The organism is Flavobacterium sp. AC105 (assembly GCF_979258495.1).
In genome coordinates this window covers 4,943,637-4,957,131 of sequence record NZ_OZ409860.1, presented here as the reverse complement: position 1 = coordinate 4,957,131, position 13,495 = coordinate 4,943,637, and the positions used below count along the sequence as shown (strand labels likewise).

14 protein-coding genes are annotated in these 13,495 nt (G+C 33.4%); 10 read left to right on the top strand and 4 right to left on the bottom strand.

Annotation, left to right across the window (positions count from 1 at the left end; genetic code table 11):
* The first annotated feature begins 13 nt into the window (after positions 1 to 13).
* From pnuC to ACZ0AH_RS20440, 4 genes are all read left to right on the top strand, one after another.
* The gene (gene pnuC / locus ACZ0AH_RS20455) at positions 14 to 637 is read left to right on the top strand and encodes a nicotinamide riboside transporter PnuC (protein WP_463477603.1); all 624 of its coding nucleotides are present in this window, start codon (positions 14 to 16) and stop codon (positions 635 to 637) included.
* Positions 598 to 2,712: a DUF4301 family protein gene (locus ACZ0AH_RS20450; protein ID WP_463477602.1), complete on the top strand. Its 2,115-nt coding sequence runs from the start codon at positions 598 to 600 to the stop codon at positions 2,710 to 2,712. Before pnuC ends, ACZ0AH_RS20450 begins: the two co-directional genes overlap by 40 nt.
* On the top strand, positions 2,712 to 3,116 hold the full coding sequence (arfB, locus tag ACZ0AH_RS20445; protein WP_463477601.1) for an alternative ribosome rescue aminoacyl-tRNA hydrolase ArfB: 405 nt from the start codon (positions 2,712 to 2,714) through the stop codon (positions 3,114 to 3,116). Before ACZ0AH_RS20450 ends, arfB begins: the two co-directional genes overlap by 1 nt.
* A gap of 347 nt (positions 3,117 to 3,463) precedes the next feature.
* On the top strand, positions 3,464 to 5,626 hold the full coding sequence (locus ACZ0AH_RS20440; protein ID WP_463477600.1) for a TonB-dependent receptor: 2,163 nt from the start codon (positions 3,464 to 3,466) through the stop codon (positions 5,624 to 5,626).
* Positions 5,627 to 5,680: 54 nt separating this feature from the next.
* On the opposite strand, the gene ACZ0AH_RS20435 is transcribed toward ACZ0AH_RS20440, so the two are convergent.
* Entirely contained in the window at positions 5,681 to 6,094 is a 414-nt protein-coding gene (locus tag ACZ0AH_RS20435) for a Rieske (2Fe-2S) protein (protein ID WP_463477599.1), read from the bottom strand.
* A 155-nt stretch (positions 6,095 to 6,249) separates the two neighbouring features.
* On the opposite strand from ACZ0AH_RS20435, the gene greA reads away from it, so the two are divergent.
* Together greA and ACZ0AH_RS20425 are read left to right on the top strand one after the other, a co-directional pair.
* Entirely contained in the window at positions 6,250 to 6,726 is a 477-nt protein-coding gene (gene greA / locus ACZ0AH_RS20430) for a transcription elongation factor GreA (protein WP_089048113.1), read from the top strand.
* 74 nt (positions 6,727 to 6,800) lie between these two features.
* Positions 6,801 to 7,187 (top strand): HIT family protein, encoded by a 387-nt coding sequence (locus ACZ0AH_RS20425; protein ID WP_463477598.1) that lies wholly within the window; start codon positions 6,801 to 6,803, stop codon positions 7,185 to 7,187.
* Between the two features lie 140 nt (positions 7,188 to 7,327).
* On the opposite strand, the gene ACZ0AH_RS20420 is transcribed toward ACZ0AH_RS20425, so the two are convergent.
* Positions 7,328 to 8,485 carry a sensor histidine kinase gene (locus ACZ0AH_RS20420; RefSeq protein ID WP_463477597.1) on the bottom strand — a complete coding sequence of 386 codons (1,158 nt, stop codon included), beginning with the start codon at positions 8,483 to 8,485 and terminating at the stop codon, positions 7,328 to 7,330.
* Between the two features lie 159 nt (positions 8,486 to 8,644).
* On the opposite strand from ACZ0AH_RS20420, the gene ACZ0AH_RS20415 reads away from it, so the two are divergent.
* From ACZ0AH_RS20415 to ACZ0AH_RS20400, 4 genes are all read left to right on the top strand, one after another.
* Positions 8,645 to 9,520: a flavin reductase family protein gene (locus tag ACZ0AH_RS20415; RefSeq protein WP_463477596.1), complete on the top strand. Its 876-nt coding sequence runs from the start codon at positions 8,645 to 8,647 to the stop codon at positions 9,518 to 9,520.
* Positions 9,521 to 9,550: 30 nt separating this feature from the next.
* Positions 9,551 to 9,922, top strand: coding sequence for a DUF3127 domain-containing protein (locus ACZ0AH_RS20410; protein WP_042566241.1), 372 nt, complete (start codon positions 9,551 to 9,553; stop codon positions 9,920 to 9,922).
* 173 nt (positions 9,923 to 10,095) lie between these two features.
* Positions 10,096 to 10,731, top strand: coding sequence for a leucyl/phenylalanyl-tRNA--protein transferase (aat, locus tag ACZ0AH_RS20405; protein WP_463477595.1), 636 nt, complete (start codon positions 10,096 to 10,098; stop codon positions 10,729 to 10,731).
* A gap of 3 nt (positions 10,732 to 10,734) precedes the next feature.
* On the top strand, positions 10,735 to 11,529 hold the full coding sequence (locus tag ACZ0AH_RS20400; protein WP_463477594.1) for an MOSC domain-containing protein: 795 nt from the start codon (positions 10,735 to 10,737) through the stop codon (positions 11,527 to 11,529).
* Here ACZ0AH_RS20400 and ACZ0AH_RS20395 read toward each other — a convergent pair.
* Together ACZ0AH_RS20395 and thiH are read right to left on the bottom strand one after the other, a co-directional pair.
* Positions 11,526 to 12,236 (bottom strand): HesA/MoeB/ThiF family protein, encoded by a 711-nt coding sequence (locus ACZ0AH_RS20395; protein ID WP_463477593.1) that lies wholly within the window; start codon positions 12,234 to 12,236, stop codon positions 11,526 to 11,528. The genes ACZ0AH_RS20400 and ACZ0AH_RS20395 overlap by 4 nt on opposite strands.
* A 103-nt stretch (positions 12,237 to 12,339) precedes the next feature.
* On the bottom strand, positions 12,340 to 13,461 hold the full coding sequence (thiH, locus tag ACZ0AH_RS20390) for a 2-iminoacetate synthase ThiH (protein WP_463477592.1): 1,122 nt from the start codon (positions 13,459 to 13,461) through the stop codon (positions 12,340 to 12,342).
* Positions 13,462 to 13,495 lie beyond the last annotated feature (34 nt).

The following is a 13,495-nucleotide window of genomic DNA, read 5'->3' as shown; positions in this document are numbered from 1 at the left end:
CAACCAAACCAAAATGATTGATTTTTTTCTCGAGAGTTACAAAAACGCTCCATTATGGCATATTGCCTTAGAGTTCCTGGTTTTTGTATTCGGAATTTTAAGTGTGTGGTTTGCAAAAAAAGAAAATATCTGGGTATATCCAACCGGACTAATTGCTACAGTAATATCGGTTTATCTTTTATATATTGCCGGTTATATTGGCGATATGATTATCAACGGATATTTCTCGATTATGAGTATTTATGGTTGGTATGTTTGGGCAAAAGGCGGAACGGTTGAAGATAATTTGCCAATCACCAGAACAACTCAAAATGAAAAAATAATTGGAATTTTACTATTTATTGTAACTGTTTTTGTAGTTTTCGGTATTTATAAGTATTTTGATTATAAAATTAATCCGGATAATTATGTCGACATGATTTCGTCCGGAATATTTTTTGCCGGAATGTGGTACATGGCCAGGAAAAAAATCGAAAACTGGACACTTTGGATTATTGGCGACATTATTGTAGTGCCTCTTTATGCTTATCGTGGCTTAGGGATGTTATCACTTCAGTATTTAATTTTTACAATTTTGGCTATTTCAGCTTATTTAGAATGGAGAAAAATCTTAGACAGCAAAAAACAAATATCATAAAAATTGCTTTATTTGGTCCTGAAAGTACAGGGAAAACCACATTAGCAAAGCAACTTGCAGAACATTATAAAACCCAATGGGTTCCTGAATTTGCACGTGATTATTTACAGGAAAAATGGGAAGAGAATCAGCATATTTGTGTTGCTGATGATATGCTGCCTATCGCATACGGACAAGTTGAGCTGGAAAATGAAAAACTTTCTTCTGCAAATAAATACTTGTTTTGTGATACCAATTTAATGGTTACCAAAGTGTTTTCAGAAATGTATTACGGATTCTGTGATCCGCTTTTGCATGATGCGGCCTTACAGCACGACTACGATTTGTTTTTCCTTACCGATATTGATGTTCCCTGGGAAAAAGATGATATAAGAGATACACCTAATGGCAGAGAAACCGTATTTTCAGTTTTCAAACAGACTTTAGTTAATACAAAAAAGCCGTTTATAACACTTTCAGGAAACAAAGAAAGCCGTTTAGCAAAAGCTATAGCTGTCATTGATAGCCTTGCTATTGCCAAAGAACGTGATTTTTCATCAGCCGATTTTGTTCAGATATACAATCACGGAATTCCATTCGAAAATATAATCGAGCAATTGCAAATATTAAAAAAAGGAATTGCAAAAAGCAACCTGATAGATCCGGCAATTATTGGCAACGGTATTTTGAATTTGTCTGATGAAGGATTTGAAGAAAAAGCTAACTTTTTTGATACTCAAAAAGCGAATCTCAAAATAAACAAATTTGTTCCGGCTTCTGGAGCGGCAACGAGAATGTTTAAGTTTTTGAAAGCTTTTTTGAATGATTTTAATGTTGAAAAAGAAAGTATAAATGCCTATATCAACAGAAAGAAAAATAAAGAATTGCCAATTTTTATTGTAGCAATGGAGAAGTTTCCGTTTTTTAAAACCATCGATAAAAGGCTAAAAATACTTTATCCGGATTTTGAAACTCTGGATAGAAATTATCAGAATTATTACTTTATAAAATTATTATTGTCTGGAGATCATTTTGATTTCGCCAATAAACCAAAAGCAGTTTTGCCTTTTCATAAGTATAAAACCCATATTGCAAACCCAATAGAAGAACATTTGAACGAATGTGTACATTATGCATCGGCAAATCAGGTTTCTCATTTGCATTTTACGGTTTCAGAAATTCATCAGGATCTTTTTGAGGACGCTGTCGATCTTGTAAAAGAAAAAGTAGAAGAAAGTTCAGGAACTCAAATAGATATTAGTTATTCTTATCAATGTAAAAGCACTGATTCTATTACAATTGATGCAAAAAACAAATTGGTTCGCGATAAAAATGAATCACTTGTTTTTAGGCCCGGAGGGCACGGAGCTTTAATTAAAAATTTAAATGAACTTGATTCAGATATTATTTTTATTAAAAACATCGACAATGTAATTCAAAATCATATTGATAAAATCGCGCTTTACAAAAAAGCTCTGGCAGGTATTTTAATAGAAGTACAGCAAAAAGTTTTTAGTTATCTGAATGCTATCGAAAAGAATGAAATAAAAGAAGATTCTATTGAAGAAATCGTTCTTTTTTTAGCTGAAAAGCTTAACATAACGCTAAGTAATGATTTTAATAAATTTACTTTTGAAAATAAAATCGCTAAGATTAAGGAATTATTAAACAGGCCAATTCGCGTTTGCGGAATGGTTAAAAATGAAGGAGAACCCGGCGGTGGACCATTTTGGGTTATGAATGATAAAGGAAATGTTTCTCTTCAGATTGTGGAAACGTCACAAGTAGATTCGACCAGTAAAAAACAATTGAAAGCTTTAGCCGAAGCAACACATTTTAATCCGGTAGATTTAGTTTGCGGGATTAAAAATTATAAAAACGAGAAATTCGATCTGATGCAATTTGTAGATCAAAATGCAGGTTTTATTGTAGAAAAAAGCGTTGAAGGAAAAACAGTTAAAAGTTATGAATTACCAGGATTATGGAACGGTGCGATGGCAAATTGGCTGACTATTTTTGTTGCAGTTCCTTTAATTACTTTTAATCCGGTAAAAACAGTAAATGATTTATTAAAACCGGCTCACCAACCACAATAATGGACATCGATAGAATCATATCAGAGTTAAGTTTTAAAGCGGTCAGAAGTAGCGGCGCCGGCGGACAAAACGTGAATAAAGTTTCTTCAAAAGTAGTTCTGACTTTTGATTTGAATACTTCTCAGGCTTTATCGGAAGAAGAAAAATTGCTTTTGCTAACTAATATTGCGCCTCGGTTAACAACAGAAAATATCCTGATTTTAAACTGTGACGAAGACAGAAGTCAGCTTAAAAACAAAGATATTGTTGTAAAACGTTTTCTGGAAATCATCAAAAAAGGATTGTTTGTTCCGAAGGTTAGAAAAGCAACTAAGATTCCGAAGTCTGTAATAAAAAAGAGAATTAAGGATAAAAAGAATATTTCTGAAATAAAACAATCAAGGAGAAAACCTAACTTGGAGTAAAATTCCAATCCCGAAGTCTCAGGATAAATTCCAAATTCCAAAAAAAGAAAACTTACTTATCCAGTTTTCAATTGGAATTTGGAATTTCTTTTTTTTGGAATTTCTTTAAAAGTAAGTTTTTGGAATTTGGAATTTAATTTTTGGAATTTGTTTTTTAACACTACATTTGCACTGTCTCAAAGGGGTGCTCTAAATAACGAGCTGAGATCATACCCAAAGAACCTGAGCGAGTAATGTTGCTAAGGGAAAAAACGACAATTTTAGCGTGCACACTATATTTTGTCGTGAAACATTTATTAATTTAACAAAAAGAATAATTCCCCCTTTTATTCGTAATTTTTTTACGGATGAAAACTTCTCTTAAAGGTACTTTTAAAGGTACAAAGGTACAAAGTTGCAAAGGTTCAAAGTCGAGCAGCAAATCTATTTTCTTTTTTCTTTTTTCTTTTTTCTATTCTCTTTCTTCTATTTCGCAAGAGCAGGATTCTACCAAAGTAAATTCTCTCGATGAGGTTTTGGTTTCTGCGGTTCGTGTTACTACAAAAACGCCGGTTTCTTTTAGCAATCTGGATAAAAAAGATATTAAATACCGAAATCTGGGTCAGGATATTCCAATTTTGATGAATTATTTGCCATCGGTTGTAACGACTTCTGATGCAGGAAATGGTTTTGGTTATACCGGAATCAGAGTCCGCGGAAGCGATGCAACAAGAGTAAATGTTACCATAAACGGAATTCCGTATAATGATGCTGAAAGTCAGGGAACATTTTGGGTAAATATGCCTGATTTTGCTTCTTCTGTTGAAAGTTTACAATTACAGCGCGGTGTTGGAACTTCTACAAACGGTTCCGGAGCTTTTGGAGCAAGTTTGAATATGCTGACAGATAATTATGCATCTAAAGCAAATGGAGAAGTTTCAAGTTCTTACGGAAGTTTCAATTCTCAAAAACAAACCGTAAAATTCAGTACAGGTTTATTAAACAATCATTTTGAACTTGCCGGACGTTTGTCTTCGTTAAAATCTGATGGTTATATTGACAGAGGAAGTTCTGATTTAAAATCGTATTTCCTGCAGGGAACTTATGTTGGCAAAACCACTTTGATTAAAGCTTTGGTTTTTGGCGGAACCGAAAAAACATATCAGTCCTGGAACGGAATTGACGGTGAAACCTTAAATTCAGATCGAACTTTCAATTCGGCAGGAATGTATACAGATGAATCCGGAAATATTCGTTTCTACAACAATGAAACCGATAACTACAAACAAGATCATTATCAATTGCATTGGAATGAATCATTCTCTGATAAATGGAGCACGAATTTAGCTTTTCATTATACAAAAGGGAAAGGATATTACGAAAATTACAAAGAAGATGCTGATATGGCCGATTATGGTTTATTGCCGGTTGGTGCCGTAACGACAACAGATTTAGTACGTCAGAAATGGTTGGATAATGACTTTTACGGAACTACTTTTTCAGTAAAATATAAAGATGAAAAGTTGGATGTAATCTTTGGCGGAGGCTGGAATAAATACGAAGGCGATCATTACGGTATAGTGACTTGGGCAAGATATGCTTCTCAGTCAGAACCCGGAAATCATTATTACGATGATTTCTCAACTAAAACAGACGGGAATGTTTTCGCTAAGGCGAATTATCAATTCACAGAAAAATTAAGTTTCTACGGAGATTTACAATATAGAAATGTTCATTATAAAGCGAATAGTATTGAAACCGGAGTGGTTGATGATAACTTTAATTTCTTTAATCCAAAAGCGGGATTAAACTATGAAATCAATCAAAAAAGCACACTTTACTTTTCATATGCCAGAGCAAATCGCGAACCTAACAGAACGGATTATGAAGGCGGAAATGCAAAACCCGAAAAACTAAACGATTTTGAATTAGGCTGGAGATTCAATTCAGAGCATTTTCAACTGAATTCAAACTTCTATTATATGGCATACAAAGACCAATTGATTCTGACAGGAACATTAGACGATGTTGGGTCGCCAATTCGTTCAAATACTGATAACAGCTATCGTTTAGGTTTTGAAGTTGATGCAACGATTAAACTTTCTGAGAAATTTTTACTGCGTCCAAACTTTACTTTGAGCAGTAATAAAAATGTCGATTTGGCTGTAGAAGGTCAAAATTACGGAACTAAAGATATCGCTTATTCTCCGTCAGTTATTGCTGGAAATATAATTGTTTATAGTCCAATTCAGAGTTTACATCTTTCGTTGTTACAAAAATATGTTGGCGAACAATACATGAATAATATCGAATTGCCGGCAGCAAAACTGGCAGATTATTTTGTAAACGATTTGAATGTTTCTTACGAAATAAAACCAAAATCAATTTTTAAATCCATCATGATTACAGGTTTGGTCAATAATATTTTAGACAAAAAGTATGTTTCAAACGGATATATGTATGATGTTTATCCGTACTATTATCCGCAGGCAGGAATTAATTTCTTACTTGGGCTGACTTTGAAATTTTAAAATATCCCAGCTATAAAAAAGCCTGAAAGTTTTAAATTTTCAGGCTTTTTTATTTTAATTATAAACGTGAATTACACTTCCTGTAACTTCAACACGATATTGTTTCAGCGGATATTCTTTGCCGCCAAGTCCGGTAAATAAACTATACTCCGTTTTGTCACATGAGCAAACAGCGTTGATGCCATTTATAGTCATAGCAGTGCATGAAGTAATTTCCTGGTTAGGACACGCCGCATCAAAAGCATTATAACCACTTCCTGTATTAAAAACGATAATTCCTTTTGCGCCATAACTTGGAAGTAAGACACCATTACTCGGAAATTTAAGATTTGAATAAGCGGGCAAATTCATATCTATTGTTACATTAATAGAATAATTGGGTATGTAAGGGTTTTTATTACTGATGTTATTATCACTACAAGAGAGAAGTACAGAAACAAACAGGATTAGGAGCCAGATTTTTTTCATTATTTTAATAAGAATTAGTGAAACAAAAATAAATTATTTAGATTTGATTTTTATATGATTAACATATAATTATGTACTATAAAAAATAATAGTATATTTGTAATACAAAATCCCGTCCCGATGGGATTTTTTGTATTTATATAAACGATGAAGTTATGAGTAAAGTATCTTATTATACAGCAGAAGGATTAAAAAAATTAAAAGATGAGCTGGATCACCTAAAAAGTGTAATGCGTCCAAAGGCATCTCAAGATATAGCAGAAGCAAGAGACAAAGGTGATTTATCTGAAAACGCCGAATATGATGCAGCAAAAGAAGCACAAGGATTGTTAGAAATGAGAATTTCTAAATTAGAAGAAGTGTACTCTAATGCAAGATTAATTGATGAATCACAACTAGACGTTTCAAAAGCATTGGTACTTTCTAATGTAAAAATTAAGAACCAAAGCAACGGAATGGAAATGAAATATACGCTTGTTGCTGAAAGTGAAGCGGATCTAAAAACTGGAAAAATCTCAGTAACGTCTCCTATTGGAAAAGGTTTACTTGGGAAATCAGTTGGAGAAGTTGCCGAAATTACGGTTCCAAATGGAGTTTTGAAATTTGAAATTCTTGAAATCTCAAGAGACTAATTTTTTAAAGTTTAACCGTTTATTTGTTTAATCGGTTAACCGAATTAACGATTTACCAAATAAACGCATACACAATGAGCATATTTACCAAAATAGTAAACGGAGAAATTCCTTCTTATAAAATTGCTGAAGATGATAATTATTTGGCTTTTTTAGATGTAAATCCAAATGCAAAAGGGCATACACTTTGTATTCCGAAACAAGAAATCGATAAGATTTTTGATATGGATGATGAGTTGTATTTAGGATTAATGAAGTTTTCTAAAAAAGTTGCAATTGCGTTAGAAAAAACCGTTCCCTGCAAAAGAGTCGGAATGGCAGTTGTAGGTCTGGAAGTTCCTCACGCACACGTACATTTGATTCCTTTAAATCATATGGATGAAATGCGTTTTCATAATAAAGTATCACTTTCTAAAGAAGAATTTGAAGCTTTGGCAAAAAGCATTCAGGCGAATTTATAATTTATGATAATTGTTTTGACAGATGTCAGGCTGAGCGAAGTCGAAGCCCAGTCCTGATTGAACATAAAGGGTTTCGACTTCGCTCAGCCTGACAAACAAATCGCTCAACTAATAAAAAATATAAAGTGCAGTAAATGATTTTACTGCACTTTTTTTATTTTATTTAATGAAATCTGAAAAGTAGTTCCTCTTCCAATTTCCGAATTTAAAACCTTAATCTTTCCGCTATGATATTCCTCGACGATTCTTTTGGTCAAGGAAAGTCCCAATCCCCAACCGCGTTTTTTGGTTGTAAAACCGGGCTCAAAAATGGTTTTGAATTGGTTTTTAAAGATTCCGGACCCGGAATCTTTCACATTTATTTTTACATGATTGTTATCCTGATCAATTTCAAGGTCTAAAGTTCCTTTTCCTTTCATCGCATCAATTGCATTTTTTACTAAATTTTCGATAGTCCAGCTATGAAGCGTTGGATTTATCAGTGCAAAAATTGGTTTTTCGGGAACGTCATAAGAAAAAACAACTTGTTTAGAAAAACGGGATTGCAAATATTCGTAAGTGTTTAAAGTTTCAACAATAATATCTTTTTCTTCTAAAACCGGAACCGAACCAATTTTAGAAAAACGATCAGTAATAGTTTGAAGCCGTTCAATATCTTTTTCAATTTCCGAAGCAATAGACTGATCAATTTCTTCTGTTTTTAAAATCTCAACCCATCCAATCAAAGAAGATAATGGCGTTCCAATCTGATGTGCCGTTTCTTTTGCCATTCCCGCCCAAAGTTTGTTCTGAGTAGCCATTTTAGTACTCTTATAAAAATTATAAATTAAAGCACCAAACAAAAAGATAATCAGTAATAAAGCGAGAGGATAATATTTAAGTTTATTCAATAATGCCGAATTTCCATAATAAACTTGCTGAACTCTTCCGGGAGCAAATTCAATAAGAATAGGTTCGTTTTCGCTTTTTAAGTTATTCAGATATGACATAGATTTGTTCTCATCTGCGAGAATTTCCTCAGGAACATTCACAGAACTAATAACTTTGTCATACATCGTTAACATAACCGGAACAGAGGTGTTGTTGTTTAAAATTTCAAGCGGTAAGTCTAAATCAGTATTTTCATTAGCATTAACCAATGTTTTTTGCGCATCGGCCCAAAGCCCCATTTTTAATCGCTCTTCATTTTTAAAAATTTGAAAAAACGTATAAGTATTCCAAAGAATCAAAGAAATGATTAAAAAGGAGATAAAAATAATAATCCAACGAGTTGTATTTCTACTTTCAGAAAAGCGCATAAACTAATTTTTGAGGTATAAATATAACGAAATAAACACATTTAATATTTCGTTGAGCTCTAAAGATTTTTTGTTTTTAAGTAAGAAACTATTTCTTTGGCTTAAACGATTTCTATACTTTTGTAGTTGCCGAAACGAGATTCGGATAAAAAGAAAAATATGATTAGCATCGATCCAAAAGAGATACCAACGGCAAAATTACATGGGTATTTGCAAAGTGCCGTAGGGCCAAGACCAATTGCTTTTGCAAGTACAATAAGCGCAAAAGGAATTCCGAATTTGTCGCCTTTTAGTTTCTTTAATGTATTTAGTGCCAATCCGCCAATTTTGGTTTTTTCACCGGCAAGGCGTGTACGCGACAATACCGTAAAACACACTTTAATTAATGCCGAAGCAACACGTGAAGTGGTAATTAATGTGGTAAATTATGATATGGTGCAGCAAACATCGCTGGCAAGTACCGAATATGCCGAAGGTATAAACGAATTTATAAAAGCAGGATTAACGCAAATTCCGTCAGATTTAGTTAAACCATATCGGGTAAAAGAGTCTCCCGTGCAGTTTGAGTGCAAAGTTACGCAGATAATTCCGCTGGGAACCGAAGGCGGAGCAGGGAATTTAATTCTTTGTGAAGTAGTAAAAATGCATATTCACGAATCTGTTTTAGATGAAAACGGAGCGATTGATCAACATAAAATTGATTTGGTTTCAAGATTAGGAAGTAATTGGTATTCAAGATCTAATCAGGGACTTTTTGAAGTGCCAAAACCATTGACAACTTTAGGGGTTGGTGTAGATGTAATTCCGAATTTTATCAAAGAAAGTCCCGTTTTTAATGGAAATGATCTTGGAAAATTAGGTAACATAGAAGCCTTGCCTACAATGGAAGAAGTTAGTATATTTGTGAAAGAAAATTTTTCAGTTAAAGGAGTTTTAAGCTCAGACGATCAGGAAAAAATTCATTTAGAAGCTAAAAAATACCTGAATAAAGATGATGTTTCATCAGCGTGGAAAGTGCTTTTGGCCAAGAAATAAGAAAAGAAACAATAATTAATATAGACGAAGATGGAAGTTACAGGAAAAGTAAAAGTGGTTAACCCGGAGCAACAAGTTAGTGCCTCATTCAAAAAAAGAGAATTAGTTGTTACTACTGATGAGCAATATCCACAACATATTTTAATCGAATTTACACAAGATAAATGCGATTTGTTGAGTAGCTATAAACAAGGTGAGGCAGTAAAAGTTTCTATCAATTTAAGAGGAAGAGAATGGGTTAATCCACAAGGAGAAACCAGATATTTCAATAGTATTCAAGGTTGGAGAATCGAAAGAGTAGCGCCAGAAGGTCCTGGACAAACGCCACCAATGCCTGCAGCAGAAGCTTTTGCTCCGGCTACAAACTTAAACGAAGACGAACCGGACGATTTACCTTTCTAAGAAAGAGCTAAATCTCAATCCGAAGCTTCGGATAAATTCCAAATTCCAAATCATTAGTGTATTTGGGATTTGGAATTTTTTGTATCGTGCAGACCTTTGTCAAAGTTTAAACTTTGACAAAGGTTAATTAAGTATTTGGAATTTGGATTTTTATATATTGGAATTTTAAAGACATGTATTACATATTTGATGAACTATTTTTTCCTGCAGTTTCCGAAGCCGATGAAGAAGGTATTCTGGCAATTGGCGGAGACTTAGATCCCGAACGATTAAAATTAGCTTACAGAAGTGGTGTTTTTCCTTGGTTTAACGAAGGAGAGCCTGTTCTTTGGTGGGCACCAGACCCCAGAATGGTTTTGTTTCCGGATGAATTAATTGTGTCTAAAAGCATGCGAAATATCCTGAACCGAAATCTGTTTAAAGTTACCTTTAATCAAAGTTTTAACGAGGTGATTTTAAATTGCCAAAGGATTAAACGAGAAGGTCAAAACGGAACCTGGATTTCAAACGAAATGATTGATGCTTATTGTCAATTACATGCGCAGGGAATTGCAAAATCTGTTGAAGTTTGGCAAGACGATATTTTAGTTGGAGGATTATACGGAATTGATTTGGGTCATGTTTTTTGTGGAGAAAGCATGTTTTCGAAAGTATCAAATGCTTCAAAAGTTGGCTTTATTTCTTTGGTAAATCAATTAAAAAAAGATAATTATAAACTCCTGGATTGTCAGGTTTATAATCCGCATTTAGAAAGTTTGGGCTGTCGCGAAATCGATCGTGACGAATTTATGTCTATTTTAAAAAAGTAAAAAATGAGTGCAATTCATGTTGTAAAAGAAATCTATATCTATCCAATAAAAAGTCTGGCGGGAATAAGCTGTAAAGAAGCTTTTGCTGAAGAAATGGGATTCGAAAATGATCGCCGCTGGATGTTGGTTGATGGCGAAAATCAATTTATAACACAAAGGGAATACCCAATTTTGAGTCAGTTTTACCCACAAATTTCTGATGGAAAAATCAGTATTACTTTTCAGGATCAAAAGCATGAATTTTTTACAGCCGAACATTTAAATAATCCAATAAAAGTAAATGTCTGGGATGATAAAAGTGAAGTTGTTGAGGTGAATTCTGTTACCTCAAAATGGTTTACTGATCGTTTGGGTTTTGAATGCAAATTGGTCAAAATCATTAAAAGCGGAGATCGTAAACATGAAAGTTCAAGATTAAAAGAAACCTTCAATGTAAGTTTGGCTGATGGTTATCCTTATTTATTAATAGGGGCAAAAAGTTTGGATTTTTTGAATGAAAAATTAGCAGATAAAATCACCATTTTACGATTCCGTCCTAATATTGTAATAAGCAGCGAAGTTCCTCATGAAGAAGACGATTTTACTACTTTTAGCATTGGCCAAGTACAATTTAAAAACGTAAAACCTTGCGGAAGATGTATTATGGTCAATAATGATCCAAAAAAAGGGATTGTAAAAAAAGAACCTTTGAAAACGTTGAGCAAATACAGAAATGTCAATAATTCCGTTTTATTCGGAACTAATATTGTAAGTTTAAATTCAGGAATTATTAGTGTTGGAGATGAACTTGTTTTCTAGAAATTCAGTTTTGTAAAATTCCAATTCAAAGTATTAAAAAGCAACAATTCATTTTTTAAAGTTGGTAATTCCAAAATCAATTTAAGCGTTTCATGCGCCATCATTGTTCCGATAATTCCAGGTAAAGTTCCTAAAACACCATTCAAATTACAATTTGGAACATCTTTTGGATCAGGCATTTCAGGGAATAAATCGCGTAGGTTTTTACTTCCGTTATCGTTGAAAACGGCAAGTTGACCTTCAAATTTTAAAATGCTTCCATAAACCAAAGGCTTTTGTAAAGCAACGCAAGTATCGTTAACCAAATAGCGGGTTGCAAAATTATCAGAACCATCTACGACAATATCATAATGCTGAATTATTTTTTCAGCATTTTCTAAAGTCAGTTTTTCAGGAATAGCTTCAACTTCAATCAACGGATTTAGTTTCGAAACTACTTCTTTAGCAACAAGAGCTTTCAGTTGACCAATTTCATTTTCGGTATATAAAATCTGTCGATGCAAATTGTGAATTTCAATGGTATCAAAATCCATAATCCCAATAAAACCAACTCCGGCAGTCGAAATATATTGCAAAATAGGGCAGCCCAAACCGCCCGCACCAATTACCAAAACTTTTGCTTTTTTTAGTTTTTCCTGCCCTTCATCGCCAATTTCAGGCAATATGGTTTGTCTGTTGTAACGTAGAAATTCTTTTATTAGAGTCATTTTAATTGAAGTCTTAAAGTTGTAAGTCGAAGATCAAAAGTCAAAAGCCGAGTGAAGGTTAAAGTCAAAAACATAAGTAAAATTTTGGACTTTCTGACAGACTTTAAGACATTTGACTATATATTTTGTCCCAATCTTTCCAAACGGGTTCGTAGCCTGAATTTTTTATAATTTGGGCAATTTCTTTCGCAGAACGTTCGTCACTAATCTCAAATTGTTCTAATGATTGCGGATCAACAACATAACCACCCGGATTTGTTTTAGAGCCTGCACTCATACTTGTAACGCCAATTGGAATAATGTTGTTTCTGAATTTTTCGTTTTCTCTTGTTGAAATGGAGATTTCCAAATCTTCATTCCATAAACGATAGGCGCAGATAAGCTGCGTTAAGTCCTTGTCATCCATAATAAAATTAGGTTCGATAATGCCTTCAGCAGGACGTAATCTGGGAAACGAAACAGAATATTTAGTTTGCCAATATTTCTTTTGTAAATAATCGAGATGCAAAGCATTAAAAAAACTATCCGTTCGCCAATCTTCCAAGCCTAATAAAACCCCTAATCCTATTTTATGAATTCCTGCAGTTCCAATTCGGTCAGGAGTTTCCAATCTATAATCGAAATTTGATTTTTTCCCTTTTGTGTGGTATTTTTTGTAAACTTCCTGATGATAGGTTTCCTGATAAACCAAAACAGAATAAACGCCAGCTTCATGCAAATGTTTATAATCTTCTGTAGAAAGTGGCTGAACTTCGACAGAAATAATCGAAAATTGTTTTCTTATTAAGGCAATTGCATTCAGAAAATAATTAATGTTTACGGTATAATTTGCTTCGCCGGTTACTAATAAAACATGATCAAAACCTGCTTTTTTTAAAGCTTCCACTTCGAGTTTTATTTCAGTATCAGAAAGTGTTTTTCGTTTGATTTTATTATCTAAGCTGAATCCACAATACGTGCAAATGTTTTGGCATTCGTTGCTTAAATATAATGGCGCATACATTTGAATGGTTTTCCCGAAACGTTTTTTGGTAATTTCATGGCATTCCTGAGCCATTTGCTCCAGATAATTTTGAGCAACGGGAGAAATCAAAACCAAAAAATCATCGAGATTTCTTTTGGTTTTAGCCAAAGATTGTTCGACATCTTTTGATGAGGTTTTGTATATTTTAGATTGAATATTATTCCAATTATATTGCTCAAATATTGCTTTAAATGTTTTCATTTGGATTGTGTTTTATTTCACGCAGATTTTGCAG